Origin of the sequence: Luteibacter sp., from assembly GCF_009912395.1 — a bacterium.
Lineage (GTDB): Bacteria > Pseudomonadota > Gammaproteobacteria > Xanthomonadales > Rhodanobacteraceae > Luteibacter.
Window position 1 is genome coordinate 1 of record NZ_WNDO01000039.1, and the last position, 26,474, is coordinate 26,474.

25 protein-coding genes are annotated in these 26,474 nt (G+C 63.7%); 13 read left to right on the plus strand and 12 right to left on the minus strand.

Features of this window, described 5'->3' with window-relative positions; genetic code table 11:
- From GAK28_RS23150 to GAK28_RS23175, 6 genes are all read right to left on the minus strand, one after another.
- A partial coding sequence (locus tag GAK28_RS23150; RefSeq protein ID WP_291784907.1) for a transposase occupies nt 1–218 on the minus strand: 218 nt, incomplete at its 3' end.
- Nucleotides 219–321: 103 nt separating this feature from the next.
- Nucleotides 322–891: a hypothetical protein gene (locus GAK28_RS23155; RefSeq protein WP_291784910.1), complete on the minus strand. Its 570-nt coding sequence runs from the start codon at nt 889–891 to the stop codon at nt 322–324.
- 53 nt (nt 892–944) lie between these two features.
- Complete coding sequence (locus GAK28_RS23160) at nt 945–1,457, minus strand: hypothetical protein (RefSeq protein ID WP_291784912.1); 513 nt, start codon at nt 1,455–1,457, stop codon at nt 945–947.
- 28 nt (nt 1,458–1,485) lie between these two features.
- Entirely contained in the window at nt 1,486–3,219 is a 1,734-nt protein-coding gene (locus tag GAK28_RS23165) for a type IV secretory system conjugative DNA transfer family protein (protein WP_291784914.1), read from the minus strand.
- 148 nt (nt 3,220–3,367) lie between these two features.
- Nucleotides 3,368–3,667, minus strand: coding sequence for a hypothetical protein (locus GAK28_RS23170; protein ID WP_291784916.1), 300 nt, complete (start codon nt 3,665–3,667; stop codon nt 3,368–3,370).
- Between the two features lie 2 nt (nt 3,668–3,669).
- Nucleotides 3,670–3,960 carry a hypothetical protein gene (locus GAK28_RS23175; RefSeq protein WP_291784920.1) on the minus strand — a complete coding sequence of 97 codons (291 nt, stop codon included), beginning with the start codon at nt 3,958–3,960 and terminating at the stop codon, nt 3,670–3,672.
- Between the two features lie 858 nt (nt 3,961–4,818).
- Here GAK28_RS23175 and GAK28_RS23180 point away from each other — a divergent pair.
- The 3 genes from GAK28_RS23180 (at nt 4,819) to GAK28_RS23190 (ending at nt 9,438) form a co-directional block, all read left to right on the plus strand.
- Entirely contained in the window at nt 4,819–6,408 is a 1,590-nt protein-coding gene (locus GAK28_RS23180; protein ID WP_291784922.1) for a collagen-like triple helix repeat-containing protein, read from the plus strand.
- A 113-nt stretch (nt 6,409–6,521) separates the two neighbouring features.
- The gene (locus tag GAK28_RS23185) at nt 6,522–8,189 is read left to right on the plus strand and encodes a POTRA domain-containing protein (protein WP_291784924.1); all 1,668 of its coding nucleotides are present in this window, start codon (nt 6,522–6,524) and stop codon (nt 8,187–8,189) included.
- A 139-nt stretch (nt 8,190–8,328) separates the two neighbouring features.
- Nucleotides 8,329–9,438: a catalase family protein gene (locus GAK28_RS23190; RefSeq protein WP_291784926.1), complete on the plus strand. Its 1,110-nt coding sequence runs from the start codon at nt 8,329–8,331 to the stop codon at nt 9,436–9,438.
- A gap of 18 nt (nt 9,439–9,456) precedes the next feature.
- Here the strand turns inward: GAK28_RS23190 and phbB are convergent, their stop codons facing one another.
- Nucleotides 9,457–10,197: an acetoacetyl-CoA reductase gene (gene phbB, locus GAK28_RS23195; RefSeq protein ID WP_291784980.1), complete on the minus strand. Its 741-nt coding sequence runs from the start codon at nt 10,195–10,197 to the stop codon at nt 9,457–9,459.
- A 60-nt stretch (nt 10,198–10,257) separates the two neighbouring features.
- Nucleotides 10,258–11,130, minus strand: coding sequence for a tRNA glutamyl-Q(34) synthetase GluQRS (gene gluQRS, locus GAK28_RS23200; protein ID WP_291784929.1), 873 nt, complete (start codon nt 11,128–11,130; stop codon nt 10,258–10,260).
- A 206-nt stretch (nt 11,131–11,336) separates the two neighbouring features.
- On the opposite strand from gluQRS, the gene htpX reads away from it, so the two are divergent.
- The 5 genes from htpX (at nt 11,337) to GAK28_RS23225 (ending at nt 16,165) form a co-directional block, all read left to right on the plus strand.
- Nucleotides 11,337–12,227 carry a protease HtpX gene (gene htpX / locus GAK28_RS23205; protein WP_291784930.1) on the plus strand — a complete coding sequence of 297 codons (891 nt, stop codon included), beginning with the start codon at nt 11,337–11,339 and terminating at the stop codon, nt 12,225–12,227.
- 148 nt (nt 12,228–12,375) lie between these two features.
- The gene (gene htpG, locus GAK28_RS23210) at nt 12,376–14,241 is read left to right on the plus strand and encodes a molecular chaperone HtpG (protein WP_291784932.1); all 1,866 of its coding nucleotides are present in this window, start codon (nt 12,376–12,378) and stop codon (nt 14,239–14,241) included.
- A 128-nt stretch (nt 14,242–14,369) separates the two neighbouring features.
- The gene (locus GAK28_RS23215; protein ID WP_291784934.1) at nt 14,370–15,275 is read left to right on the plus strand and encodes an AEC family transporter; all 906 of its coding nucleotides are present in this window, start codon (nt 14,370–14,372) and stop codon (nt 15,273–15,275) included.
- 37 nt (nt 15,276–15,312) lie between these two features.
- The gene (locus tag GAK28_RS23220) at nt 15,313–15,711 is read left to right on the plus strand and encodes a S4 domain-containing protein (RefSeq protein ID WP_291784936.1); all 399 of its coding nucleotides are present in this window, start codon (nt 15,313–15,315) and stop codon (nt 15,709–15,711) included.
- 106 nt (nt 15,712–15,817) lie between these two features.
- Nucleotides 15,818–16,165 carry a VOC family protein gene (locus GAK28_RS23225; protein ID WP_291784938.1) on the plus strand — a complete coding sequence of 116 codons (348 nt, stop codon included), beginning with the start codon at nt 15,818–15,820 and terminating at the stop codon, nt 16,163–16,165.
- 320 nt (nt 16,166–16,485) lie between these two features.
- On the opposite strand, the gene mutS is transcribed toward GAK28_RS23225, so the two are convergent.
- Complete coding sequence (gene mutS / locus GAK28_RS23230) at nt 16,486–19,074, minus strand: DNA mismatch repair protein MutS (protein WP_291784940.1); 2,589 nt, start codon at nt 19,072–19,074, stop codon at nt 16,486–16,488.
- A gap of 240 nt (nt 19,075–19,314) precedes the next feature.
- On the opposite strand from mutS, the gene GAK28_RS23235 reads away from it, so the two are divergent.
- The gene (locus GAK28_RS23235; protein ID WP_291784942.1) at nt 19,315–20,064 is read left to right on the plus strand and encodes an NAD(P)-dependent oxidoreductase; all 750 of its coding nucleotides are present in this window, start codon (nt 19,315–19,317) and stop codon (nt 20,062–20,064) included.
- Nucleotides 20,065–20,068: 4 nt separating this feature from the next.
- The gene (locus GAK28_RS23240) at nt 20,069–20,602 is read left to right on the plus strand and encodes a cupin domain-containing protein (RefSeq protein WP_291784945.1); all 534 of its coding nucleotides are present in this window, start codon (nt 20,069–20,071) and stop codon (nt 20,600–20,602) included.
- A gap of 36 nt (nt 20,603–20,638) precedes the next feature.
- Here the strand turns inward: GAK28_RS23240 and GAK28_RS23245 are convergent, their stop codons facing one another.
- Both GAK28_RS23245 and GAK28_RS23250 read right to left on the minus strand, forming a co-directional pair.
- Complete coding sequence (locus tag GAK28_RS23245) at nt 20,639–21,073, minus strand: hypothetical protein (RefSeq protein WP_291784948.1); 435 nt, start codon at nt 21,071–21,073, stop codon at nt 20,639–20,641.
- Between the two features lie 52 nt (nt 21,074–21,125).
- Nucleotides 21,126–21,566, minus strand: coding sequence for a hypothetical protein (locus tag GAK28_RS23250; RefSeq protein WP_291784950.1), 441 nt, complete (start codon nt 21,564–21,566; stop codon nt 21,126–21,128).
- A gap of 59 nt (nt 21,567–21,625) precedes the next feature.
- Here GAK28_RS23250 and GAK28_RS23255 point away from each other — a divergent pair, with 59 nt between their 5' ends.
- From GAK28_RS23255 to GAK28_RS23265, 3 genes are read left to right on the plus strand one after another with little or no spacing between them, the layout of a single operon-like run.
- Entirely contained in the window at nt 21,626–21,958 is a 333-nt protein-coding gene (locus GAK28_RS23255; RefSeq protein ID WP_291784952.1) for a hypothetical protein, read from the plus strand.
- Between the two features lie 30 nt (nt 21,959–21,988).
- On the plus strand, nt 21,989–22,831 hold the full coding sequence (locus tag GAK28_RS23260; protein WP_291784954.1) for a lysozyme inhibitor LprI family protein: 843 nt from the start codon (nt 21,989–21,991) through the stop codon (nt 22,829–22,831).
- 31 nt (nt 22,832–22,862) lie between these two features.
- The gene (locus GAK28_RS23265) at nt 22,863–24,665 is read left to right on the plus strand and encodes a peptidoglycan-binding protein (RefSeq protein WP_291784957.1); all 1,803 of its coding nucleotides are present in this window, start codon (nt 22,863–22,865) and stop codon (nt 24,663–24,665) included.
- A gap of 105 nt (nt 24,666–24,770) precedes the next feature.
- Here GAK28_RS23265 and GAK28_RS23270 read toward each other — a convergent pair whose 3' ends face one another.
- Nucleotides 24,771–26,453 carry a type IV secretory system conjugative DNA transfer family protein gene (locus tag GAK28_RS23270; protein WP_291784960.1) on the minus strand — a complete coding sequence of 561 codons (1,683 nt, stop codon included), beginning with the start codon at nt 26,451–26,453 and terminating at the stop codon, nt 24,771–24,773.
- Nucleotides 26,454–26,474: the final 21 nt, after the last annotated feature.

Below are 26,474 nucleotides of genomic sequence, written 5' to 3' on the forward strand. Positions count from 1 at the left end.
CGTTTGAGCCGTGCATGTTCGGCCAACTCCAAGCGTTGTGCCTGATCGTCCTGGTCGTGCCGCCGCGCCTGGGCGCGCCAACTGTACAGCTGGGCAGGCTGCAACCCCAGATCACGAGCCACCGTGGTTACCCCTTCTGTGGCCGCTCGCAACAGTGCCTGCTGCCTGAACTCCAGGCTGAACTCCTGCCCCTTTCTGCCTGCCTTGCTCTTGGTCATCGTCCACCTCCTATTGCGATAGTTAATCGCTTATAGGGGTGTCCGTGAAACGGGGGCAAGATCAGTCATAGGGATGCTCTCTTCTCTGTGTTATGTCGGCCTCCTATCGATACGCCTGGCGATAAGCCAGCTTCGTCGCCAAAGCCACGTTGGAGAAAGGGTTGTCGGATCGTTCTGGAGTCTTTAGGGGTATAAGCGTTTTCATGTAAACACTTATTTCTCGATCATTAACTATCAGGATGATCGATGGTGTCCCTGTGCCTTTGTTTTTGGCAATTTTTTCGGAAGGTATGTCGTGGACTACGCACTCGTCGTGGAAAATCTTTCCTATGTCAATTGACGCGCTATGCTTTGATCCGTCGAGAGATCGCCAGCTGATCTTCGCTGGTTCGGGGAAATTCGATATCCCCAGCCGCCCGCCACTAACCCAAGTCAGCATGTCACTAGGTGGAGGAGGTGTCGTTTTATCATCAGGATCGTTCACGTCATAGGTTTTTGCATATTCGACGCGGCATCCTTTGGTGTTGAAGCATAGGGCTGAGAATTTATGTTCATGGAAACGAAATGAGGTGGTTTCAGGGCGCGTCGTAGGTTTCATTGGGTGTTCGTTTGTCATGGCAAATGGGCTCTCTGAGATGCTGGCTAGTGATGCAATAATTAGTAGTTTTTTCATGAATACGTTTAGCTGTAAGCGGATTTTTTTGTATTTGCTTCTTGTTTTTCACTTTAGAAGGTGAGGGACGCGACTTTCGTCGCCTCTCTTCGGTAAGTGGTGTAGGGGTTCTTGGGGTCACTCCGCTCCCTAAGCGGAATCATCGCCTTCATATACAGCCGCACATCCCGGTCATCGACGATCAGGATGATGGTCGGCGGTCGGATGCGTTCACCGTGCCAGACATCGTCGGGCCGGACGTTGTGGTGAATGCGTCGATCCTTGAAGATTTGCGCAAGGTCGATCCGCGTCTTGTGTTTTGCGCCGTCCATGGATCGCCAGGTGATGTTTACCGTCTCCAGCGACGATCTCAGTCGTGTTTTCTTGTGTCCCATCAAGTCAAGATCGTGGGGCTTTGGTTGGCGTGGCGGTTGACCGATATCGACAAAAACAACGCTATCGTCGCCGTATTCGATATGGTGTCGCCGAGTGCGGAAGCCGTAGGCCTCGAACGTATAGTCGGTGAACGTCAGCTCATGCGCTGGCCTGGTGGCCAGGGCCGTCATCGCGGATCGATGGATCGTCATGGTCAAACTCTCCCTGTTCGTGATGGCGTCAAGCTGTTGCCTTTTGTGAAGGAGTGTCGTTGCGGGACGTGTCGTGCCTGACAGGATTCAGGTCGAGGCGCTTGGCTTCCACCTTGGGGAGAAGGCGCTTGGTGAAGTAGCTGTCCTCGTAGTACCGGATCTTGTCGCACATCACCGGGTGGGGCAGGGCTTCGAAGAAGAACACTTCCTTGGTGTTGCTCATCGCTTTCAGCTCCTGCGGAAGCATCAAGGCGCGTCGCTCATCGGCATGGCTTCGGCTCAGGTCGCCGCGGCTGCGCGATGTGCTTTCCTTGCGAACCGTGGTGTAGCCGAGCATTTCGGAGTAGTCGTTGGCGTCTTTTTGCTCTCGCGGCGTGTAGACGATTTGCAGCGCGTGGTTGGTGACGAAGGTGCGGGCGACGTCGGGGCCATAGGTGGCTTCCAGCTGGGACGTGCTCTGGATGATGGGCAGCAGGCGCAGGTTGTAGCCGGCGATGAAGGACACCGCGTGAGCGAGGATGTCCACCCGGCCGATGGCGGTGAATTCGTCCATCAGCAGCAGGCACTGATGTTTGAGGCTCGCGTCCTGCGAAGGAAGTTCTTTGGTATTGAGCTTGATCAGCTGACTGAAGAACAGGTTGATGATGATCCGGCTTTCGGCGAGCTTGTTGGGCTGGATGCCGATGTAGATGGTCGTCTTGCGCTTCCGTAGGTTGGTCAAAAGGAAGTCGTTGCCGCTGGTGGCAGCGTCCAGTACTGGGTTGATGAAGATGTTCAGGGGCTCGCGGAAGCTGCCCATGATGGAGGCGAAGGTGCGTTCTTCCTGCGAGAGAAGGTTCGCGAAGGCATTCTTTGTCTCGGCGCCGAGGAAGTGCTCCGAAGCGAGCTTCTGCAGGTAGGGTTTCAGTTCGTCGCCGCTTCCGGACGAAAGGCGGTAGATCGCACCGAGTGTCGGCTCGGGTATCGCATCGTTGCCGATCCCCGCGCTTTTCTGGAAATCCCGTTTTTCGAACAGGTACATCGCGAAAGCGACGAAGGCATTGCGTGCTTGGCTGACCCAAAACTTCTGGTCGGACGTGCCGTCGGGGTAGAGGATTTCCGCCAGCGACATGACATCGGAGATACGGAAGACATCGTCGGCGACGTAATGGAGTGGGTTCCATCGCGACGATCGGTGATCTTCTGCGAAGGGATTGAACAGGTGGACGTCATGGTCTTGCGATGCCCGCCAGCCGCTGGTCAGCTCGAAATTCTCCTGCTTGATGTCCAGTACCACCACGGAATCCGGATAGCTCAGCAGGTTGGGGATGACGATACCCACGCCCTTGCCGCTGCGCGTGGGGGCGGCGAGCAGGGCGAACTGCTGCCCTGACATGTAGACCAGCTTGCTGCCCATGCGGCCGACGACCAGCGCCGTGGGAGAAGGCTTGAACATGTCTTTTTTTGCCAGGTCGGCCGGACGGGCGAAGCGTGCTTCGCCATAGAGCGATGGGCTGTGACGACGAAGCATGAGGATCAATAGGCCGATGAAGGCCATGGCTGGAACGCCGATGCCCAGGCCGCCTGCGAGCTTGATGCGCCATGCGTAGGGTGCGTAGCCGGGTTGCTCCATGACTACGACATAACGCCACCAGGTGTCCCATGACACCGGTTGATCGCTCAGGTTTAGGAGTTCCAGCGTCAGGTAGCCTGGTACATAGAGTGCCGTAGCCGTGGTGATGAGTGCTGCCAGAAGAAGAGTGATGGCTTTCCATTTCGACACCGTGGGTCACCTCGTTGGTTGTGATGAGGTGACTCATGGTTAGGTATCGCTTCCGAAAAATCTGTTGGGCGTTGTCCTAAAAATGGGAAGTTTTTTTCCTAGGAATTTTGTGGAGCTTTGTGGAGTTCGGTCGCGCGCAAGCGTGCTCCTACATGGGGTTGCGGGACTTGTGGGCGTAGATCGTGGCCGTGAGGGTTGAGAGTAGGAGGAGGGTGCCGGCGCCGTGCAGGAGGATCGATGGCGCGCTGGCTTCCGACACAGTCCAGGGCTGGGTCGCTAGATCCAGGGTGGCGTACGCGGCGGCGGCGAAGCTCGCGAAGGAGATCATGCAGAACTCGCGCGCGCTTCGGCTGGCGTAGGTCGTGCCATGCCGACGGCGAACGTAGATGAACAGGTTGACGGCGAGCAGGGCGGCACCCGTCGCGGGAATCGCGATGTGCACGGTCATGATTACCTGGCGCCTCCGAGCGCGATGGTTTCGTCCCAGATGCGGCGTACATTGGCCTGTTGCAGCGATTGCGAGGTCATACGTGTCAGCAGGGCCAGCGTGCCGACCACTCGGATCATGAGCGGGCGGTCGGGCAGGGTTGCCTCGACCATGTAGTCGGTAAGCAAGGCTTGCAGACCTTCCGCATGCGATAGCCATTCCATCGCGTCGTTGATCAGGGTGTCTGCGCTAGCGCCGTCGTCGAGCACGTAGCTGCCTCGGCCGAGGACGCGGGGATCGTTCGGTTCGTTCATGGAGTGCTCCTTGTGTGCCGCACCCGCTCCCAGGTGTGGCACGCCATGCGGGCATGGACGTGCCACGGGTGACGCGTTACGCATCGCTCCGGGACGATGAGGTTCTCCGGCGTGTCCGTGACCGGACGCCGGGCGGCTTGATTGTCGAAGTGGGTGCGGCGTCAGTTGCGCTTTACCGGCCACACGGCGACGTGCCGGGTGACGACGGCTGGCGAATCAGCTTCGAAAGCGCTTAACGCCGCGGTTCGTCAACCGCGTTCGGGGAGGCCCCGAACAGCCCGGTCACCGGAGGGTGGGCCACCGCGGGTAAGCGGTGGGCGAGAGAGTGCCGTACCATAGGCGACAGCCATGATGACTCCTGTGTTGAGTTCGTCAGGTCAGGACCTCAGTGGTGTTCCAGCACTGCTGAGGTCCGCTCTCATCGCATCGGAGCGATGGTTGCCTGCGACGTGTAGCAAACCGTCTCCGCAGGCAACGGCGACAACCTAGCAAAGTCTTGCGGGGTTTGTCTTGAGAATCGGATGGTGTTGGGGAGTTCGGGCGTGTCGCGCGGCCATCGCGCGCGAGCGCGCTCCTACAGAAGCTTAAAAACGGCGCGTCAAAAGGCTGTCGGCGTATCCCCCGGATCATCATTTTTCGCACTTCAATCGATGCCATTTGACGCCCTGGCGACGCGCCTGAATAGGTGGCCGATTTTGCTCAGTACAACTCCTTGCGCTTGCCAATTTTGCGTAATCGTCTTTGGCAAGCGGGCGTTTGATGGACTCAAGGGCTGTGACGTGGGTCTCAGTCTACGAATCGCTCCCACAGGGCAGGGGGGCACTACCCAAGGCGCGGAGAGCGCCCGAGGAGTGAATCATGAGCGAGCATGTGTTCGGCAAAGTCCTTTCCCGCACCCTTCTGGCGAGTTGCATCCTCGCCGCGATGGTTTCCGTCACCGCATGTAGCGGACATAGCTCCACCCATTCCGGTGGCGGCTCCGGCTCGACGGTGAATCCGAGCGGTGCCGGCGGCACGGGCGACAGCGGCGGCGGTAGTTCCGGTGGTAGCGGTGACAACGGCAGCGGCGGTAGCTCCGGTGGCGGCAGTGGCAGCGGCGGTGGTGGTTCCGGCGGTAACAACGGTGGTGGTGGAAACGGCGGCAACAATGGCGGTGGTGGCGGTAACGGCGGCAATAACGGTGGCGGTGGCGGCAACGGTGGCAACAACGGTGGTGGTGGCGGTAACAACGGCGGTGGCACGACGCCCACGCCGCCGCCCAGCAATGCCGTAGGCGCCGTCAGCACGGGCCTGGGTGGCATCCTCTCGGCCGTTGGCAGCGCCGTGACGGGTGTGGGCACACAGGTGCCGGCACTCACGGTCCTGGGTGGCACCAGTGGCCTGACCACCTCGGCCGGCAATGCGGTCGGCGACCTGGGTAACGCGATCAGCGCCCTGGGTGGTGGTGTCACCAACGGCCTCGGCCAGACCGGCAATATCTCCAACCCGGTCGGTGTCACGACCGGCAGCCTGGACAACGTCGTCGTCGATGTCGGCAAGGCCGTGAACGACCTGGGTGGCGGTGTCGCCAGCGTCGGTGGCGGTACGCCGATCAGCCCGATCACATCGGGTGTCGGCAACCTCGTCGGCAATGTCGGCACGGGTGTGGAAGATCTCGGTGGCAAGCTTGGCGGGGCGCTGGGCTCCAGCGGTGGTACCGCGCTGACGCAGACGCTAAGCAATGTCGTCACCCCGTTGGCCGGTGCCCTGGGCAGCAGTGCGTCGCCGGTCAATTCGAGCAATCTCGTCGCCGCGGCGGGTTCGGGTGCGGGTGGCCTGGTCACCGGTGTGTCCGGCAGCGTTGGCGCCCTGGGTGCCGGGATCTCGGCGACACCGGGTGCCGGTCCGCTTGGCGGCTTGAACCAGACGGTGGGTGGCTTGGTGACCGATACCAGTGGCGCGCTCGCGACGGTCGGCTCCACGTTGAGCAACGGTCTGGGTAAGGCGGGCGGCAGCAATCCGACCGTGAGCACGACCGTGCAGGGCGTCGGCGGCCTCGTGAACAACGTGGCGACGACGGTCAATGGTGTGGCGACCGGACCCTTGTCGGGCCTCGCTGCGGTCACCAATCCCGTCGCTAACGCCTTGACCAGCGTCGGCACCGGGGTAAGCGCAGCGGCTGCGCCGGGCGGAGCGCTCTCGGGCGTGACGACTCCGTTGAACAATGTCGTGAACACCGTCGCCAATGTCACCACGGTGACCGGTACGGGCGCGGCGAGCGGTGGTTCGTCGGGCGGTGGTGCCGCCAATCCGGTCACTGGTCTCGTGAATGGTGTCGTGGGTGGCCTGACGACCACGGTGGGACAGGTCACGAACACCGTGGGCGGCCATTCGGGTACGGGTAGCACCGATCCGCTGGGTGGCGTGCTGGGCGGCCTCGGCAGCGCATTGGGTGGCAAGAAGAACTGACGATGGAACGGAGCGGGCGACGTGAGGCTGCGTCGCCCGCCTCCGGGTAGCGGGATTCATCGATGGCGTCGACCGGGCAGGGCGACGTTCGTCATCGTTTGCAGGGAGATTCCATGAATCGATGGTTCGGCTGCCTCGTAGGCATCACCGTCGTATGTTCCGCCCAGGCGCAGGTACGCGTCCCGGCCAATCCACTGCAAACCCTTCCGCGTGTCGAGGAGCCGAAACAGGCGCCCACCGTGAAGGTGAACGTGCAGGCACCGACCCAGGCCATGGAGGCCTTGCTCGCGAGCCGTGTCACGCCATCCCGCTTCGATGTGAGCGGGGTGAAATCGATCTCCTTTGATAAGGTCGCCGACCTCTTCACGCCGATGCGCGGAAAGGAAGTGACGGTGCGCAACCTGATCGACGCCTCGAACAAGGTCACGGCGATGTACAAGGAACAGGGCTACGCGCTCTCGTTTGCCTTTGTGCCCACGCAGGACTTCGCCGATGGTGTCGTCAAGATCACCGTCGTGGAAGGCTATGTGGCCCAGGTACAGGTCAAGGGCGACACGGGCAATATGGATAAGCGCATTCGCGCGATGGCGGCGCATATCGTCGGCGAGCGACCGTTGCGCCAGGAAACCTTCGAGCGTTACACCCAACTGCTGGGCATGTTGCCGGGCGTGAAGGTGGGTGCGAACGTGCCCGCGCCGACCACCACCGATGGTGCGACCCAGCTCGATCTCGACGTCACGCGGCAGCGCTACGACGTGAGCTACGGTGTCGACTTCAATCATCCCGGCACGCAGGGCGTATTCACGGTGCTGGAGAATGGCCTGACGCCGCTGGGTGAACAGCTCAGCCTTTCCACCTTGTTTCCCAACGGTGGCGGCCAGCGCTTCTATTCGGCGGCCTGGTCGCAGATGATCGGATCGCGCGGCTGGCAGACCAAGGTCGACGCGACGCGCTATTGGGGTAATCCCGATACGGACAACCAGTTGCCGTCCTATCTCGATCATCGGTTGAGCCAGAGTCGGCTTTCGTTGTCGGCGAGCTATCCGCTGTTGCTGACCAATACGAAGCGCTTGAACCTGACGATGGGCGTCTACGCATCGCGGCAGGACGACCGTTATCGCAATGTCGACAACGGCGCCATGATCGCCTTGCAGTCGAGCGTTCGCGTGTTGAACGCGGAACTGTCGTGGCTGAAGGTGGCGGAGAAACACACCGAGCAATTCAGCTTCGGCGTGGCGCACGGCTTCGATGGCTTCGGTGCGTACTCGCGCGCGTTGACCAATGTGCAGGGAGGCGTGGTGGTGGCGTTGCCCGATACCTCGTTCACCCGCTACATGGTCAATGGGTTGTGGTCCCAGCAGTGGGGGCACAAGATCGGTACCGTGTTTCGCATGACAGGGCAGTACAGCAACAACTCGCTGCCCTCGACGGAGCAGATCAACTTCGGTGGCCCCAGCTTCGCCTACGCTTACGATCCGGGTGACGCGGCGGGTGACAGCGGTTGGGCGGCGTCGGTGGAGGTGAATCGGTCGTTCGTGTCCGGCCAAAACTGGATCAAGTCGATCGTGCCTTACGTGGCGTACCAGAACGCACGCGTTTACCTGAATGGCGCGCGGCCGTTGATCAGCCGTCTGGATTCCGCGGCGGTGGGTGTTCGTTTCTCCGATTCGAAGCATTACACGATCGATTTCTCGCTGGCCAAGCCCACCGGTGACAAGCCGCCGGAAAGCACCACGCGAGAGAAACGCTGGAATCTGACGTTCAGCTACAAACTGATGTAGGAGCGCGTTTGCGCGCGATGGGGTGTGTCGCTAGCCCCATCGCGCGCAAGCGCGCTCCTACAACGGCCTAACCGGCTTGCCATGCGCTTCACGCGCTTATGGCCACGATCGGCCCCCGATCCCTTCCGGAGGCTGTGCCATGCCCCTTTCGCTCCGTCCCGCGCCGATCCGGTACGACGACTCGCTGGAGCATGTTGCGGACGACGAAGCCGAGACGATCGAGGATCTGATCGAGACGCTTACCGGCATCAACCGCACCACGCTGGAGCACGAGAAGCATGCCTACCGTTCGGTGCATGCCAAGAGCCACGGTCTGCTGACCGGCGAGCTGATCGTGCCCGACGACCTGCCACGCGAACTTGCCCAGGGCATCTTCGCCACGCCCGGACGATGGCCGCTGGCGATGCGCCTGTCCACGGTGCCCGGCGATATCCTCGACGATAGCGTGTCCACGCCACGGGGCATGGCGGTGAAGATCATTGGTGTGGAGGGTGAGCGTCTTCCCGGTGGCGAAGGGGATGTCACGCAGGATTTCGTCCTCGTGAACGGACCCGCCTTCAAGGCGGCGACCGCGAAGAAGTTCGCCAGTTCGCTGAAGCTGGTCGCGGCCACCACCGATCGTGCGGAAGGTGCGAAGAAGGCGCTGTCCGCCGTGTTGCGCGGTGCGGAGCGCGTGGTGGAAGCCTTCGGCGGCAAGAGTTCCACGTTGCTCGCGTTGGGCGGCCAGCCGGAGACGCATCCGCTGGGTGACACCTATTACACCCAGGTTCCCATGCGTTTTGGCGATTACGTGGTGAAACTATGCATCGCGCCGCGCTCGCCGAACCTCACGCGGCTTACCGATGCGCATGTGGAGGTAAACGGCAGGCCCGACGGCCTGCGCGATGCGGTGCGCGATCATTTCGCCGCGCAAGGCGGCGAGTGGGACGTGCGCGTGCAGTTCTATACCGATCCGGAAACGATGCCGATCGAGGATGCGTCGGTGCCGTGGCCGGAAGAGAAGAGCCCGTACATCGACGTGGCCCGCATCGTCCTGGAGCCGCAGCCGTCATGGAACGCGGTGCGTCGCAAGGCGATCGATGACGGACTGTCGTTCAGTCCATGGCACGGCATCGCTGCGCATCGCCCGCTCGGTTCGGTCATGCGCGCGCGCCGCGTGGCGTATCAGGTGATGGCGAAGTTCCGCGCACACCACAACGGCCTGCAGATCATGGAGCCGAGAAACCTGGACGATCTAGGGCCTGTGTAGGAGCGCGCTTGCGCGCGATCACCACCCCATGTAATGCCCGCCATTAATGGCGAGATTCGATCCCGTAATCCAGCCCGAATCCTCGGACGTGAGGAAGGCCACCGCATGCGCGATCTCCTCCGGACGACCGAGGCGGCCCACCGGAATCTGCGCGACGATCTTGGCGCGAATGTCCTCGGGAACGGCCATCACCAGATCGGTGCCCACGTAGCCCGGCGACACGGTGTTCACCGTGATGCCGAAGCGTGCATTCTCCTGCGCCAGCGAGATGGTGAAGCCATGCACGCCGGCCTTGGCGGCAGCGTAGTTCGCCTGGCCGTACTGGCCCTTCTGGCCGTTGATCGAGCTGATCTGGACGATGCGGCCCCACTGTCGCGAACGCATGCCCTCGATCACCGGGCGGGTGACGTTGAAGCAGGCGTTGAGGTTGGTGTTCACCACCTCGGTCCACTGCTGGTAGTCCATCTTATGGAAGGTGGAGTCGCGGGTGATGCCGGCGTTGTTGATCAGGATCTCGATCGGGCCGGCCAGTTCCTCCACGCCCCGGATCATCTCGGAGGCCGCCGTAGGGTCGGACACGTCGCCCTTGACCATCACGACATCGATGCCGTCGCGGATCATGTCTTCGCGCCATGCCGCCGCCTTGGCCTCGTCGCGGTAGTTGGTGGCTACCCGATGGCCCTGGCGTGCGAGGTAGCGCACGATCGCCGTACCGATGCCGCCGGTACCGCCGGTGACCAGTGCCGTGCGCTGCGTGATGCCGTGCTTCATCCCAACCGTATCCCGTATAAGGTGGCCCGCCGGGCGGGCAATCGATTTTTATAACGCCGGTGCGGGGGTAAGACTACTGCGGCGAAGCGCCGCAGGCTTGAATGCTTCCTGCGCAGTGGCCAACAAACCGTCTGGCATGGTCGCTCCCCGGTCCACGGCCACGCCCAGCCAGGCCAGGGCCTGGCGCAGAGCGGGCAGGGGATCGGCTGGGTCCACCGGCAGCGACGCCGCCGACTTGGACAGCTTGCGGCCCTCGGCATCCAGGACCAGGGGCAGGTGCAGGTAACCGGGTGTGGGCAGGTCGAGCAGCCGTTGCAGGTGGATCTGCCGAGCCGTGGAATCGAGCAGATCCGCCCCACGGACCACATGGGTGATGCCCTGGTCGGCGTCGTCCACGACACAGGCCAGTTGGTAGGCCCACAGGCCTTCGACGCGGCGGATCACGACATCGCCGGCCACCTCGCGGAGGTTTTCCTCCTGGGGGCCTTGCAGGTCGTCATTCCAGCGCACCGTTTCGTCGGGGCTGCGCAGGCGCCAGGCCGGTGGTCGCGACGGATCGGGTGGCGCGATGCAATGGCCGTCACGATGCAGGCCGCCGTAGGGGGCGAGGTCGGCCCGGCTGCACCAGCAGGGGAATACCTGTCCCGCCTCGCGCAGGCGTTCGAACGCGGCCTCGTAGAGTGCCTGGCGCTGCGATTGGTAGACCACGGGGCCGTCACCGTGCAGCCCGAACGCGTCGAGCGTCGCGAGGATGCCCCCAGCGGCGCCCGGCACTTCGCGCGGTGGGTCGATATCCTCCACGCGCAGCAGCCAGTCGCCTCCCGCGTGCCGGGCCACCAGCCAGCTGCCGACGGCGGCGACCAGCGAACCGAAGTGCAGGGCACCGGTCGGGGAGGGAGCGAAGCGACCGCGATAGCGCATGCGGGTTGACGAATCCAATGGTGAGACGTTTCTCAGCACGTGCGGGACGCGAAGCGCACAGTGTAGGACAAGGCTCCATTCGCTGAACCGCGCCATACCGGGACGAGCGTGGCCTGTGGACGTTCAGGCATTGAATCGTTCAGCGTCAGCCCCGAAAATTTCACCTGGGCGGCGCCACATAGCCAGCCGCCGTGAGAGAGAATTCCATGTTCAAACGCATTGCCTTGTTCATCGCGACCAACCTCGCGGTCATCTTCCTTCTTTCCGCGGTCTGCCATCTGCTGGGCATCGACCAGTGGGCGTCCCAACGCGGCATGGGCCTCGGTGGGCTGATCGTGTTCGCCGCCGTCTTCGGCATGGGCGGCGCGTTCATCTCGCTGGCCATGTCCAAGTGGATGGCCAAGATGTCCACCGGCGCGAAGGTCATCACCGAGCCGCGCAACGAGACCGAGCGCTGGCTGATCGACACCGTGCGTCGCCACGCCGACAAGGCCGGCATCGGCATGCCCGAGGTCGCCGTCTACGACGCCCCGGAAATGAACGCCTTCGCCACCGGCATGACCCGCAACAGCTCGCTGGTGGCGGTTAGCACGGGCCTGCTCCAGCAGATGGATCGCGAGCAGGTGTCGGCCGTGCTGGGTCACGAGATTGGCCACGTCGCCAACGGCGACATGGTCACCCTCACCCTGATCCAGGGCGTGCTGAATACCCTGGTGATCGTGCTGGCCCGTATCGTGGGTCGCGTGGTGGACAGTTGGCTCTCCGGCGGTCGCGAGCGCGACGGCGAGGGCGGCATCGGTTATTTCGTCACGGTGATGATCCTGCAGATCATCTTCGGCCTGTTCGCCTCCATGATCGTGATGTGGTTCTCGCGCTGGCGCGAATTCCGCGCCGACGCGGCCGGCGCCAACCTGGCCGGCCGGGCCTCGATGATCTCGGCCCTCCAGCGTCTGTCCGGCAACCACGGTGACACCACCCTGCCGCAGACGATCCAGGCCTTCGGCATCTCCGGCCAGCTGGCCTCGGGCTTCAAGCGCCTGTTCATGAGCCACCCGCCGATCGAGGAGCGCATCAAGGCGCTGCAGAACGCCCAGTAACCCCGATCCTGTAGGAGCGCGCTTGCGCGCGATGGGGGTCTTTCGAATCCTCCGTCGCGCGCAAGCGCGCTCCTACAGGGGGTCGCTTTTTTCCCGCCTCCGGCACCCCCATAATCCGATGTCTGTCCCATCCTGAAGGAACGGCATCGTGAGCCAGGAAACCCGTAAGTTCGAAGCCGAGGTCGCCCAGGTCCTGCACCTGGTGACCCATTCCCTCTACTCGCACAAGGAAATCTTCCTGCGCGAGCTGATTTCCAACGCCTCCGACGCCTGCGACAAGCTGCGCTTCGAGGCCCTGGCCGACGCCAGCCTCACCGCCGACGACGCCGACCTGCGCATCCAGATCACCTGGGATCCCGACGCCCGCACCATCAGCGTCCGCGACAACGGCATCGGCATGACGCGGGACGAGGTGGTGGCCAACATCGGCACCATCGCCAGCTCCGGTACCCGCCGCTACCTCGAAGCCCTCTCGGGCGAGCAGAAGGCCGACGCGCGCCTGATCGGCCAGTTCGGCGTGGGTTTCTATTCCGCCTTCGTCGTGGCCGACAAGGTCACCGTGGTGACCCGCCGCGCGGGTCAGCCCACCAGCGCCGGCGTGCGCTGGGAAAGCGACGGCAAGGGCGAGTACACCCTGGACGAGACCGACATCGCCGAGCGCGGCACCACGGTGGTCCTGCACCTGAAGGCCGACGAGGACGAGTTCCTCAAGGCCTGGCAGCTGCGCTCACTGGTGAAGAAGTATTCCGACCACGTCGCCTTCCCGATCCGCATGCCCAAGGACACCGACGGCAAGCCGGATCCGACCGAGTGGGAGACGGTCAACTCCGCCTCCGCGCTGTGGAGCCGCCCGAAGAGCGAGATCACCGACGACGAGTACAAGGCCTTCTACAAGGCGCTCGGCCACGACTTCAACGACCCGCTCGCCTGGACGCACAACCGCGTCGAGGGCAGCCAGAGCTTCACCACGCTGCTGTTCGTGCCGGAGCAGCCGCCGTTCGACCTGATGATGGGCGGCCGTGAGGAGCGCAAGGGCCTCAAGCTGTACATCAAGCGCGTCTTCATCATGGACGCCGCCGAGGAACTGCTGCCGAACTACCTGCGCTTCGTGCGCGGCGTGGTGGATGCGGACGACCTGCCGCTCAACGTGAGTCGCGAAATCCTCCAGCAGAACCGCCAGCTGGAGAAGATCAAGGCCGCCTGCACCAAGCGCGTGCTCGACCTGCTGGAGAAGATCTCGCGCGACGAGCCGGAGAAGTTCGCCGGTTTCCTGTCGGCCTTCGGCAACACGCTGAAGGAGGGCATCGTCGAGGACGCCTCCAACCGCGAGCGCATCGCCAAGCTGCTGCGCTTTGCTTCGACCAAGGGCGAGGGCGCCGCGAAGACGGTCTCGTTCGACGACTATATCGGTCGCATGGTCGTGGGCCAGGACGCCATCTGGTTCGTCACCGCCGACAGCTACGCGGCCGCCGCAGGCAGCCCGCAGCTGGAAGCGCTGAAGGCCAAGGGCATCGAAGTGCTGCTCATGTTCGACCGCGTCGACGAGTGGATGCTGGGCTACCTCAACGAATACGACGGCAAGCGCCTGCGTAACGTTGCCAAGGGTGAATTCCCGCTCGACGAGGCCGACAAGGCGAAGCAGGAAGCCGCCAGCAAGGATGCCGAACCGCTCATCGAGCGCGCCAAGGGCCTGCTCGGCGATCGCGTGGGCGATGTCCGCGTGTCGGCACGCCTGACCGATTCCCCGTCGTGCCTGGCACTGTCGGATTATGAAATGGCGCCGCATCTCGCTCGACTGCTCCGTGAAGCGGGCCAGGACGTGCCGGACAGCAAGCCGGTGCTCGAAGTGAACCCCGAACACGCGCTGGTCAAGCGTCTCGCCAACGAGACCGACGACGCCAAGGCATCCGACCTCGCCAACCTGCTGCTGGAGCAGGCCGAGATCACGGCCGGCGCGCAGCTCGCCGATCCAGCCGCCTTCGTGCAGCGCATGAACCGCGTGCTGCTCGGCTAAAAGCCACCGACCTGTAGGAGCGCGCTTGCGCGCGACGGGTGCTCGCGAGTACCTCCCATCGCGCGCAAGCGCGCTCCTACAACAGCAAGGCGGGCTACGCTTCCAGGGCTCTGGTAAGGTCGGTCCCCATGTCCGCCTTGCTCATCCTCTTCACCTGCCTGGCCCTCGGCATCCTCTGCCGGCGGTACGTAAATCTTCCCGACGGCATCGTGCCGGGGATTAACTGGTGGGTGCTCAACATCGCGTTGCCTGCGCTGGTGCTGGCGCTCGTACCGCACGTCACCTTCGACGCGCACCTGTGGTTTCCCGTGGTGGCGATGTACGTCACCTTCTTCGGCGGTTGGGCGTTGTTCGCCCTGCTGGGACGATGGCGGGGATGGTCGCCGCAGCGCGTGGGTTGCCTGACGCTTGTCTGCGGCCTCGGCAACACGTCCTTCATGGGCTATCCGATGATGGAGGCCATGCACGGCAAGCCGGGCCTTTCGCTGGCCGTGATCGCGGACCAGCTTGGTTGTTTTCCCTTGCTTGCGTCGGCTGGCGTCGTCGTCGCGTCGCTCTACTCGGGTAATGCGCCATCGGCAAAGGCCATCGTCCGCCGCGTGTTCACCTTTCCGGCCTTCCTCTCGCTGCTCATCGGCATCGTCGTGGGTATCGCAGGCGGTTGGCCTGTCGCGGTGGACAAGGTGCTGATGCAGCTCGGGCAGACGCTGACGCCGCTGGCCCTGTTCTCCGTCGGCCTGCAGTTCCGCCTGCATCTCCAGCGCGAGCAACTGGGTGCGCTGGTGACCGGCCTCGGTTGGAAGATGCTTTTTGCACCGTTGCTGATGCTGGGCATCGGCATGGCGGCCGGCATCGGCGGCCTGACGCTCACCGTCGGCGTGTTGCAGGCGGCGATGGCCCCCATGATCTCGGCGGCGATCCTGGCCGACCAGCACGGGCTGGAGCCGCGCCTGGCTAACACAGTTCTCGGCGCCGGCATCCTGCTGTCCTTGCTGACCATTCCGCTCGGCAACGCGTTTCTGCCTGCGGGTTGAGGTTGGGATTTAAAGAAACCGACCTCACACTCCGTCCATGACCGAACACTCGACCAAGGCCGGCGTGCGCGCCGACGTGTGGCTCTGGGCCGCACGCTTCTTCAAGACCCGCAGCCTCGCCAAGCAGGCCATCGATGGCGGCAAGGTGGAGGTCAACGGCGCGACCTGCAAACCGGCCAAGACCGTCCAGTTGGGCGACACGCTGAAGATCACGCGGGCCGAGGAGCGACTGACCTGCACCGTCGAAGCACTGTCGGAAAAGCGTGGCCCCGCACCGGAGGCACGCAAGCTCTATGCGGAAACGGAAGAGAGCGTGGCCGAGCGCGAGCGCCAACGCGAAGACCGTCGCCTGACGGGCGGCGCGTTGTTGCGTCCGGATTCGCGACCCGACAAGCGTTCCCGCCGGCTCATCCAGGATCTGAAAAAGACGCTTTGACCTATCGGGTGCGTTGACAACCGTTTCGTGGTAAAGCTCCACGTATCGTTGGACGAACCAGGCACGATCGCCCGCTCATCCGGCGGGCCCAGGCAGGAGGAACAGGGTGGGTAAGGAACGGATCGACTATATCGAACTCAACGTCGCCGATACGGGGCGCAGCAAGAAGTTCTACGGCGAGGCCTTCGGCTGGAAATTCACGGACTACGGGCCGCACTACACCGAGTTCGACGACGGTCGCATGAAGGGAGGCTTCGCCGCTGGCGAACAGGTGGTGACCGGTGGCCCGCTGGTGATCCTCTACGCGAAGGATCTGGAGAAGGCGCTCGAGCAGGTGGAGAAGGCGGGTGGCGCCATCGCCAAGCCGATCTTCCCGTTTCCGGGTGGCCGCCGCTTCCATTTTCGCGACCCGGACGGCTACGAGCTGGCAGTCTGGACCGACAGCCAGGTCTGACCCCCGCTTTTTTGTAGGAGCGCGCTTGCGCGCGATGGGTGCTCGCGGCAACCCCGGATCGCGCGCAAGCGCGCTCCGACAAGGGTAGCCACCGGAAAAAGCCGCCCCCCGAACATCCGCCCGGGCTGCTGACTCGGGCGGATGCGGGGGGCGTCATGAGGCCGAAGATGGAGAGTCGTAGGCCCCATGAAACGAACGCGCCACAGGGAGTTGGCGCGGTTGAACCCAACGAGAAACGGTGGAGCGGCTTCACTATAGGAAGAAGCCGATTCACAGTGAATTCGATTGTTCAAATCGTTTCGATAGGCCTGGTCAATCTCTTATCGCAGCATCTTGCGTAGCTTGTAGAGCTGTTCCAGCGCATCGCGTGGACTCAGGTCGTCCGGGTCCATCGCCCGCAGGGCCTCTTCCACCGGCGACGGCAGCGACGGGGCGAACAGCCCCATCTGCGGCGTGTTCGCGACCGGTGGCGCGGCCACGGCGGCGGTGAGTTCGTGACCCTGTTCCAATGCCGAGAGATAGCGTCGCGCATCGGCGATCACCGTCTTCGGCAGACCGGCCAGCGCCGCCACCTGGAGACCGAAGCTGCGGTTCGCCGGGCCTTCCTTCACCGTGTGCATGAAGACCAACTGCTCGCCGTACTCCACGGCGTCCAGGTGCACGTTGGCGATGGTGCGGTACTCGCCGGCCAGTTCGGTCAGTTCGAAATAGTGCGTTGCGAACAGCGTGAACGCGCAGCTCGTGGCCGCGAGATGCACGGCGGCGGCACGCGCCAGCGACAGGCCATCGTACGTGCTGGTGCCACGGCCCACCTCGTCCATCAGCACGAGGCTGCAATCGGTGGCGTTGTGCAGGATGTTCGCCGTTTCGCTCATCTCGACCATGAAGGTCGACTGGCCACGCGAGAGATCGTCGCCCGCGCCGATGCGGGTGAAGATGCGGTCGATGGGGCCGATCGTGGCGGCGGAAGCAGGCACGTAGCTGCCGACATGCGCCAGCAGCACGATGAGCGCGTTCTGGCGCATGTAGGTCGACTTACCGCCCATGTTGGGGCCGGTGATCACCAGCATGCGGCGGCCGCGGTCGAGCGCCAGGTCGTTCGGTTCGAACGGTTCGTCGCGCACCTTCTCCACCACCGGATGGCGTCCGCGTTCGATGCGGATGCCCGGTGTGTCGATGAGTTCCGGGGCAGCCCAGTCCAGCGTTTCGGCGCGTTCGGCCAGGTTGGCGAGCACGTCGAGCTCCGCGATGGCGGAGGCGGCGATTTTCAGCTCGGGCAGGCGCTCGATCAGCTTGTCGAGCAGCAACTCGTACAGGGCGCGCTCGCGCATGAGCGAGCGCTCCTTGGCGGAGAGCACCTTGTCCTCGAACTGCTTGAGTTCCTCGGTGATGTAGCGCTCGGCGTTCTTCGTCGTCTGCCGGCGCGTGTAGTGTTGCGGCGCCTTCTCGGCCTGGGCCTTGGTGATTTCGATGTAGTAGCCGTGCACGCGGTTGTAGCCCACCTTGAGGGTGGGAATGCCGCTGGCGGCCTTTTCACGTTCTTCCATGTCGACCAGGAACTGGTCGGCATTGGTGGAGAGGCGACGCAGTTCATCGAGGTCTTCGTCGTAGCCTTCCGCCAGCACGCCGCCGTCGCGCAGCAGCACGGGCGGTGCGGACACGATGGCGCGGGCGAGCAGGGCGGCGGTGTCGGCGTGGTCGCCAATGCGCTCGACCAAGCTATGCACCAGCGGGCTGTCGAGGCCGGCGATTTCCTCGCGCAGCTCGGGCGCGGCGGCCAGGCCGTCACGCAGCGTGGAGAGGTCGCGCGGGCGCGCCGAGCGCAGGGCTACACGCGCGAGGATGCGTTCGAGGTCGCCGACGCCGCGCAGTCGTTCGCGCAAGCTGCCGTGGCGACGCTGGTCGATGAGGCTGCCGATGGCCTGGTGGCGGCTGCGCAGCACGAGGCGGTCGCGCAGCGGACGATTGAGCCAGCGACGCAACAGGCGCGCGCCCATGGGCGTCACCGTCTCGTCGAGCACGCCCAGCAGGGTGTTGTCGACGTTGCCGCTCTGGTGCGTGTCGATTTCGAGATTGCGCCGCGTGGCGGCGTCCATCGCGATGGTCTCCGACGCGTTCTCCACGGCCATGCCGGTGAGGTGCGGCAGCGCGCTCTTCTGGGTTTCTTCCACGTAGCCGAGCAGGCAGCCGGCCGCGGCGACCGCCAGCGGCAGGCTTTCCACGCCGAAGCCGAGCAGGTCGCGCGTGCGGAAGAAGCGGCACAGTTCGCGCGTGGCGGCATCGCCGTCGAAGTGCCACGGCTGGCGCTTGCGCAGGCCGGGCAGGGCGCTGACCAGCTTCGGCCAGGCCACGTCCTCGCTCACCAGTGTCTCGGCTGGTTGCAGGCGGGCCAGTTCCGCGGCGAGGCCTTCGGGCGAGTTCACCTCGGTGAGCAGGAAGCGACCGGTGGACAGGTCCACCCAGGCCAAGCCGTAGCCCTTCGGACCGGCGGCGATGGAAAGCAGCAGGTTGTCGCGACGCTCTTCCATCAGCGCGGCGTCAGTCACCGTGCCCGGGGTGACGATGCGCACCACTTCGCGCTTCACCGGCCCCTTCGAGGTGGCCGGATCGCCGATCTGCTCGCACAGCGCGACCGACTCGCCAAGCTTCACCAGGCGAGCGAGGTAACCCTCCACCGCGTGATAAGGCACGCCCGCCATGGGGATCGGCGCGCCGGCCGATTGGCCGCGCTGGGTGAGGGTGATGTCGAGCAGTCGCGCCGCCTTGCGGGCGTCGTCGTAGAACAGCTCGTAGAAGTCGCCCATCCGGAAGAACAACAGGATGTCCGGATGTTCCGCCTTCGCCGCCAGGTACTGGCGCATGAACGGGGTATGCCCCGCGGCGGCGGAGATGTCTTCTGCTAAAGCCATGATTTTCCAGAAAGTGCAGCTTGGGGCGCGCCACCCGTGGCGCGCGGGCCGCCCATGATACCGCCCCCCTTCCCCTGTAGGAGCGCGCTTGCGCGCGATCCGTCGGCAGCCGGCACACGACGTCACCGGATCGCGCGCAAGCACGCCCCACATTGGTACAGCCCGACGCACCAAACTTAAGCCTGCCAACCCGTCCACCCGAGGCCTAAAGTCCCTCCATCGCCCCCCTAGAGCCTCTCCATGCCCACCACCATCCTCGTCGCCGGCGCCACGGGTGCCATCGGTCGTCGTCTACTACCGCGCCTGGTCGCGGCAGGTCACCGCGTCATCGGCGTCACCCGAGACGCCGCCAAGGCCGACGGCCTCCTCGCCCTCGGCGCGTTGCCCCTCGTGGCCGACGTCTTCGACGCCGACCGTTTGCGTCAATCGGTCATGGCGGCCAAGCCCGACATCGTGATTCACCAGCTTACGGACCTGCCTCGTAACCTCGACCCCTCTCGCATGGAAGAAGGCGTGCGTCGTAACGCGCGCATCCGAGGCGAGGGCACGGCGAACCTGGTGAAGGCGGCGGAAGCCGCTGGCGTGCGACGCATCGTGGCGCAGAGCATCGCCTGGGCCTATGCGCCTGGCCCGTCACGTTTCGCCGAAGACGATGCACTGGATCTCGCAGCCTCCGGCCTGCGCGCGATCAGCGTGGGCGGCGTAGCGGCTCTGGAGGGTGCCGTGCTCGGTGCGCAGGGCATCGAAGGCGTCGTGCTGCGTTACGGCCAGCTGTGGGGTGACGGCACCGGAACGGATACGCCTGATGGGAAGGACATGGCCCTGCACGTGGACGGTGCCGTCAGCGCGGCGCTGGCCGCTCTCGAGCATGTACCCGCTGGCATCTACAACATCGCCGACGACGATAGCCGTCTGAATCTCGACAAGGCCCGTCGCGTGCTGCACTGGGCTCCCGGTACGCGCGCCGATCACGTCACCTCGAAGGCGTGAATCCATGGCCACGGTATCGATGGATATCCTGAGCCGACCGCGTCGCCTTGCCCTGGCGATGCTGGGCGTGGTGGGTGGTCTGGGGATCGCTGCGTCGGTGGCGATTGGCCGGAGCGATACGATGCCCTCCTGGGTAGACGCCATCTGCGGGGGCGTCACGCGCATGTTCGCCACCCCATTCGCAGGGGAGGGCGCGCGTCCCGAGACGATTATCAAGCCGCTGTGCTGCCAACCGCTGCCGCATGTACCGGGCAAGGCGGTGACCACGGCCCTGGTCTATTTCCCGCCAGGCGCGTACACGCCGGCGCATCGCCATCCGGGCTCGGTGAGTGCCGTGGTGCTCAAGGGGCATATCCGCTCCCAGCTGCAAGGCACGCCGGCGGAAACCTATGGCGCCACGCAGACCTGGTTCGAGCCTCCAGGCACGCTTCATCTATTTGCGGAAAATCCCAGCGCTACCGAGGACGCCGAGCTGCTCGCTACCTTCGTGGCCGACGAGAACTGCGGACCGCTCACTATTCCCGAGCCTCGATCCTGAAGGGTGGGGCACGGCGACGGCCGTGCCCGCACCGATTTACTCGGCCTTGATGACGGCCGTATCGCCCGATCCGCTGACGAATACGTGGCTACCCTGTTCCAGTCCGTTTACCTGCGGACCCGGCTGGACCAGCGAAAGGGTGCGGCCATCGGTGAGTTTCACGGTGACCATGTAATGAGCGGAGGGGCCTTGGCCCGCGACCTTTCCGCCGAGGCTGTCACCGACCTCGGGCGCACTGCGAACCGCCAGGTTCGTTGCCGTGTTGTTGGCAGCACCCAGCGAGAGCGCTCCTGCCAGCGCGCCAAGGCCGCGCCCGATCTTGCGCCCCGTCTGGTGCTGCTCGCTTTCGTCGTCGCCACGATTGTCGATGGGCTTGATCTGCATGACCACGCCATGACGCAGGTCGTCGGCCATGGCAAGCGTGGGAGCAAGCGTGAGTGCCGCAAGCGCGGCGAGAAGGATCCTTTTCATGCGTCACCTGAAGTGTGAGGGGATGCGCCCGCGCGCCGGGCGCTGGCGTAAATCATTTGTTCTTGGGCTTGCCCCAGCCGCCCATATACGGACGGCATTTCTCGCCGTTGAACTTGTAGTCGTCGATGATTCCGTCCTTGTTGGCGAAGAACACGACGACACAATAGGTCACGGCGGGCACCCAATAATCGTAGTAGGAGGTCGTCTGCAGTACGCCTCCCGGACCAGGCCCGGGGCCAAGCGAGGAGGTCGATCCCGTGGCGTGATAAGCCTCCGCGCCAAACGTGTATTCGTAGGCTGTTTTGCCGTCCTGCAGCTCGGTCTGGGTGAACCCTCGATCGACCGGCCACTGCATGAGCAGTTCGGATGCGTCATGCCCGATCCAGGCATCTGCCACCTTGGAGGCACCCTGGGTATCCGCCCATCCGGCCGACGCCCCGAAAGGCAGAATGGCGACGAGCCATCCAGCCAGTACAACGTGAGATACACGCATTAAAAAAACTCCCCTGAATATCCCAATGGCCGCGAGCTCTCCCGCGACGATTCCCTTGCATGTCCAACGACGAGCCTGTCGGCGGCGGCTACTATAAATCAGATCGTCCCGTGATGTTCCAGGTCGCAATAGCGGTCCGGCCGTCCGAATGGCGGGCAGGGTCGCAGCACGTTCAGCAGACGATTTCGAGCGCTTCTACACGTTTTCCTTATCCATCCTCTGCTAGTCTCGAAAGGTTGGGATCCCGGCAGGAGTTTCACGTGTTCAGGAAGATGGCATTCCGGACCATTCCAGCGACCACCGATGTGAAGGCTTTCCCTATTCATGATTTCGTGAAGAAGGAGGGTGCCGCCTTTGCGGCCGCGGCAGGCGCCATCCAGGCCCGGCCGTAACGTGCTGCGCGCTGCGATTTCACGAATCCGATGAAAACGATCGACAAGGTAGACGACGTTATGCGACACACGTTCAGCGCCCCCCTTCTCGTGGTTGCCCTGTTGTTGGCCGCTGCCGCTCCCAAGGCCATAGGACAGGACGAGAAGGCAGACTGGGGTAACTATCGGCCATCCTACAAGGCGTGCGCCGACAAGGCCGATACGACGGTGGCCATCAACAGCTGCATCGGCGACGAATACAAATACCAGGACAAGCGCCTCAACGACACCTACAAGGCGTTGAGCACGAGTCTGGACGACACTCGGCGCATCGCACTGCGCGACGAAGAGCGCGACTGGATCGCCCGGCGCGACAAGGCGTGCAAACCGAATTCGGATGGCGGCACGGCCGCACTGATCGACTCCGGCTCGTGCACCCTCAAATGGACCGCCGAGCGGGTCAAGGAACTGGCATCGCGTACCGGGAACAAGGCCGTTTCGGCGGCGAATGCCTCCGCCATCGCCGGCGACTGGGGCTACCGGACCGACTGCGGTTTCGGGCACTACGTGAACGTGACCGTGAGCAAGGCCGAGCCCGAGGCCGAGGGCACCTGGGCCGACGGTACCCGTAACGGAGGCGACCAGGGCAAGTTCAAGGGACAGTGGCGGGACGGCAAGCTTTACGTGCGGTTCTGTTCCGACGATCCGCAGAACGGCGATTTCCCCGCATGCCCCGCCTATGACGACGGCGCGGCCTATGTGTCGCCACAGGGCAAGCAGCTCGTGTGGTTCCAGAAGTCAGGAAAAGCGTACGACAGGTATGTCGCTCTCGATCGCGTTCCCAAGGGTGGCAAGGCCCCTCTCGACACCCATTGCAAGGATGACGATCGCTAACCATCGCAGTGAATGAATCAGGAGTTTGAACATGCCAGGATTGACTGATAACGAACTGCGCGCCTTATCGTACTTCGCGATAGGCGTGAGCTCGGAAGGCGGCGATGTCGCCTACAAACTGAGTTTCGCAGGCAACATCCGCAACGACGCGCATGGCCATCCGGTCATGCATCCCGCGGGCAATAGCGGCTATTCCATCGGCACCTTGCAGACCGACCTCGGTCAGCGGCCGGCGGTGGCGACGCAGCTGACGGACGCCTACCAGAACTGGGCGCGCACCACGCACCCGGACTGGGTGCTGACGGATGCGCAGCGTACGCAGACCATCTCGGACCTGCGCCGTACGGGCCACCAGATCACCGCCCAGCACGGTCGTCCGCTCGATGCCACGGTGAAGTCGCACCTGGACAGCTTCATGGCCAGCGAGGCGGGCGTGAACTTCGTGCACCAGCGCGACGTGGCGCAGGTGGACAAGTTGATGACCAACGTCATCGGGCCCTTGCAGAAGACGGAACTCTACAAGCACGCCTCCGAGCAGGACCAGGCTCGGCTCGCCACCATCACCGCGAAGCTCTACAACCAGAGCGAGAAGTACGGCGGCGATGTGATGGGGAAGATCCAGCGTGGCGAACTGCATAGCGTGACGGACGTCAGCAACGCCCTGAACCACTACCCGGACTACGTCACCGCCGGTCGTGACCATGCCCTCGCGGGTGCGGCTCTTTATAATGACCTCCGCACAGCGGGCACCAACAACCCGATGCATGGCGCATGGCAGAACGTGGTGGCGAACCCCACGGTGAATCCGAACCGTCTCGGTGCCGATCCGACACATCCCCAGCTTCCGCACGAATACGCCGTGGTGAAGGATGCGTTCGTCGATCCGCATCATTCGCGCCAGATGGTCCAGGCTCTGGACCAGGGCGGCTCGTATGCGAACACGGAGAATAAGCGCGGCTACATCGCCGAGGGTCGCGACATGGTCGTCTGGGACCGGGCCGGTCATGGCCATGCCCTGGTCAACGGCCATTGGAGCGACGTCAACAGCCGCGACATCTCCCTGCACAAGAACGCCGACAAGACGCTCGACGTCAACGTGCATCGCAACGGCGGCGATGAGAAGCTGCTGCACGTCACCCATCCGGGCAACGTCCGTACGCCGTCTGCGCATCCCGGCCACTCGGCGCCGCCCAGCGCGTCGGGCGACCATATCCAGCGGGCCGGCACGCTTCGCGAGAACGATCACGCCCCGCATGTGAAGGATCTCCAGCAGCAGCTGGCCGCCCTCGGTTACAAGGGGGCGGATGGAAAGCTCGTGCATCCGGATGGCGATTTCGGCAAGAACACCCGGGTGGCGCTCGAGGCGTTCCAGAAGGAGCATGGGCTCACCTCCGACGGCATCGCGGGTGCGAAGACGATGGACGCGCTTCGCACAGCGAACAAGCAGGTATCGCCGGGCCTGGCGGATCGCGCCCATCCAGGCCATGCGATGTACGAGCAGGCCCTGAAGGGCGTGAGCGACCTCGATGCCAAGTTGGGCCGCAAGCCGGACCAGGCCACCAGTAACCTGGCGGGTGCCGTCGCCACGGCGGCGCACAAGCAGGGCCTGACGCGCGTGGACCACGTCGTCTTCGACGAGAAGCACCAGCACGCCTACGCGGTGCAGGGCGACCTCAATTCGCCGCTGAAGAAGATGGCGGAAGTGGATGTGGCCCAAGCGGTCGGCAAGCCCTTGGAGCAAAGCGGCAAGGAATGGCAAGGCCAGCTGAATCCGGCTCAGGAACAGCCGGCACAGCAGCAACAGCAACAACCGGCGCACCCCGCCCAACGCTGATGCCACGCACGATGGGCAGGGACGCCCATCGCCAAATGTAGGAGCGGGCCTCGTCCGCGACCTCCGACGCGCCACCCTCCCGCGGCGCGCCGGTCCCCCGCCAGATCAAACGTTCAACTGCGGCACCTTCACCTTCTCCATCAGGCGCGAGGTGAAGTACTTGTCCTGGTAATACTTGATCTTCTCGCACATCACCGGATGCGGGATGCCTTCGTACAGGAACACTTCCTTGTCCATGCCCATCGCCTTGAGTTCCTGGGGCAGCATGAGTGCACGCTTCTCGTCGGAGTGGCTGCGACTGACATCACCCTTCTTGCTCTTGGTGATGTTTTCGCGGCGCACCGTGGTGTAGCCGAGCATTTCCGAGTAATCGTTGGCATCCTGCTGCTCGCGGGGCGCGTAGACGATCTGCAGCGCATGGTTGGTGATGACAGTGCGCGAGATATCTTTGCCATAGGTCGCATCCAGCTGCGCCATGCTCTGGATGATGGGAAGCAGGCGGATGTTGTAGCCCGCCATGTACGACACGGCCGAGGCGATGATCTCCACCTTGCCGATCGACGTGAACTCGTCCATCAGCAGCAGGCACTGGTGCTTCAGCTCCGGGTTGTTCTGCGGAAGCTCCTTCGTATTGAGATTGATGAGCTGGCTGAAGAACAGGTTCACGATCAGACGGCTTTCGGACAGTTTGTTGGGCTGGATACCGATGTAGATCGTCATCTTCTTCTTGCGCACGTCCGTGAGCAGGAAGTCGTCCTCGCTGGTGGCCGCGTCCAGCACCGGATTGATCCAGGCGTTCAACGGCTCCTTGAACGTGCCCAGGATCGAGGCGAAGGTTTCCGCCGCCTGCGAGAGCATGTTGGCGAACGCCGACTGGGCGTTGCCACTCAGGAAGGACTCCTTGGACAGGCGCGTGTACAGCTCGCGCAGGTCGGAACCATCGCCCGACGACAGGCGATAGATCATGCCCAGCGTTGGCTTGCTGCGCAGGATCATGGGCAGGCCTTTCTTCTCGTCTTCCTCCCACTTTTCGCAGAGATAGAGCGAGAACGCCATGAAGGCGTTACGTGCCTGGCTTACCCAGAACTTCTGATCGTCGGAGCCATCCGGATACAGCATCGAGGCGATGCTCATCAGATCGGAGACGCGGAAGGCCGGATCCTTCGAGACGTAGCTGAGCGGATTCCAGCGATGGGTGCGGCGATCCTCCGCGAAGGGATTGAACAGGAAGATCTCCTGGCCCTGGCTGGCGCGCCAGCCGCTGGTCAGGTCGAAGTTTTCCTGTTTGATATCCAGCACCACCACCGATTCCTGGTAGTCGAGCAGATTGGGGATTACCACGCCCACGCCCTTGCCCGAACGGGTCGGCGCAGCGAGGATCACGAACTGCTGGCCGGGCAGGCGGACAAGGTCGCCCTTGAACTTGCCGACCAGGATGCCGTTGGGTGCCTCGGACAACATCTTCTGCTTGCGCAGGTCACCGGCGGTGGCGAACCGTGCGTCGCCATGCATGGACTGCTTCTTGGTCCGGAACAGAAAATAGGCAATAACGCACCACACGAGCAGCGGCACCAGGAAGCCGATGCCGCCGGCAGTCTTGAGCTTCCATGCAAAGGATTGCACCTGGGGATCATCGAGGATCCGCAGGTAGCCGATGAAGGTGTTCCACTGCACCGGTACGTCGGTACGGCGGATGAAAAGCAGGCTCAGGTAACCCGCGAGGAATTCGCCCGCGACGATGGCGGCCAGGAAGAGTCCGGCCGCCCAGTATCCCCTGTGTTTTTTCATGATCTCTCTTAACCTTTCCGA

Bases quoted from the DNA above. Each gene is read 5' to 3' on its own strand.
- GAK28_RS23240 (WP_291784945.1), top strand. From the start codon at position 20,069: ATGGCCACGGTATCGATGGATATCCTGAGCCGACCGCGTCGCCTTGCC.
- GAK28_RS23245 (WP_291784948.1), bottom strand. From the start codon at position 21,073: ATGAAAAGGATCCTTCTCGCCGCGCTTGCGGCACTCACGCTTGCTCCC.
- GAK28_RS23270 (WP_291784960.1), bottom strand. From the start codon at position 26,453: ATGAAAAAACACAGGGGATACTGGGCGGCCGGACTCTTCCTGGCCGCC.
- GAK28_RS23235 (WP_291784942.1), top strand. From the start codon at position 19,315: ATGCCCACCACCATCCTCGTCGCCGGCGCCACGGGTGCCATCGGTCGT.
- GAK28_RS23185 (WP_291784924.1), top strand. From the start codon at position 6,522: ATGAATCGATGGTTCGGCTGCCTCGTAGGCATCACCGTCGTATGTTCC.
- GAK28_RS23250 (WP_291784950.1), bottom strand. From the start codon at position 21,566: ATGCGTGTATCTCACGTTGTACTGGCTGGATGGCTCGTCGCCATTCTG.
- GAK28_RS23170 (WP_291784916.1), bottom strand. From the start codon at position 3,667: ATGACCGTGCACATCGCGATTCCCGCGACGGGTGCCGCCCTGCTCGCC.
- htpX (WP_291784930.1), top strand. From the start codon at position 11,337: ATGTTCAAACGCATTGCCTTGTTCATCGCGACCAACCTCGCGGTCATC.
- GAK28_RS23255 (WP_291784952.1), top strand. From the start codon at position 21,626: ATGTCCAACGACGAGCCTGTCGGCGGCGGCTACTATAAATCAGATCGT.
- gluQRS (WP_291784929.1), bottom strand. From the start codon at position 11,130: ATGCGCTATCGCGGTCGCTTCGCTCCCTCCCCGACCGGTGCCCTGCAC.
- GAK28_RS23160 (WP_291784912.1), bottom strand. From the start codon at position 1,457: ATGACGATCCATCGATCCGCGATGACGGCCCTGGCCACCAGGCCAGCG.
- GAK28_RS23155 (WP_291784910.1), bottom strand. From the start codon at position 891: ATGAAAAAACTACTAATTATTGCATCACTAGCCAGCATCTCAGAGAGC.
- GAK28_RS23215 (WP_291784934.1), top strand. From the start codon at position 14,370: ATGTCCGCCTTGCTCATCCTCTTCACCTGCCTGGCCCTCGGCATCCTC.
- GAK28_RS23220 (WP_291784936.1), top strand. From the start codon at position 15,313: ATGACCGAACACTCGACCAAGGCCGGCGTGCGCGCCGACGTGTGGCTC.
- GAK28_RS23180 (WP_291784922.1), top strand. From the start codon at position 4,819: ATGAGCGAGCATGTGTTCGGCAAAGTCCTTTCCCGCACCCTTCTGGCG.
- GAK28_RS23260 (WP_291784954.1), top strand. From the start codon at position 21,989: ATGAAAACGATCGACAAGGTAGACGACGTTATGCGACACACGTTCAGC.
- GAK28_RS23190 (WP_291784926.1), top strand. From the start codon at position 8,329: ATGCCCCTTTCGCTCCGTCCCGCGCCGATCCGGTACGACGACTCGCTG.
- GAK28_RS23265 (WP_291784957.1), top strand. From the start codon at position 22,863: ATGCCAGGATTGACTGATAACGAACTGCGCGCCTTATCGTACTTCGCG.
- GAK28_RS23175 (WP_291784920.1), bottom strand. From the start codon at position 3,960: ATGAACGAACCGAACGATCCCCGCGTCCTCGGCCGAGGCAGCTACGTG.
- mutS (WP_291784940.1), bottom strand. From the start codon at position 19,074: ATGGCTTTAGCAGAAGACATCTCCGCCGCCGCGGGGCATACCCCGTTC.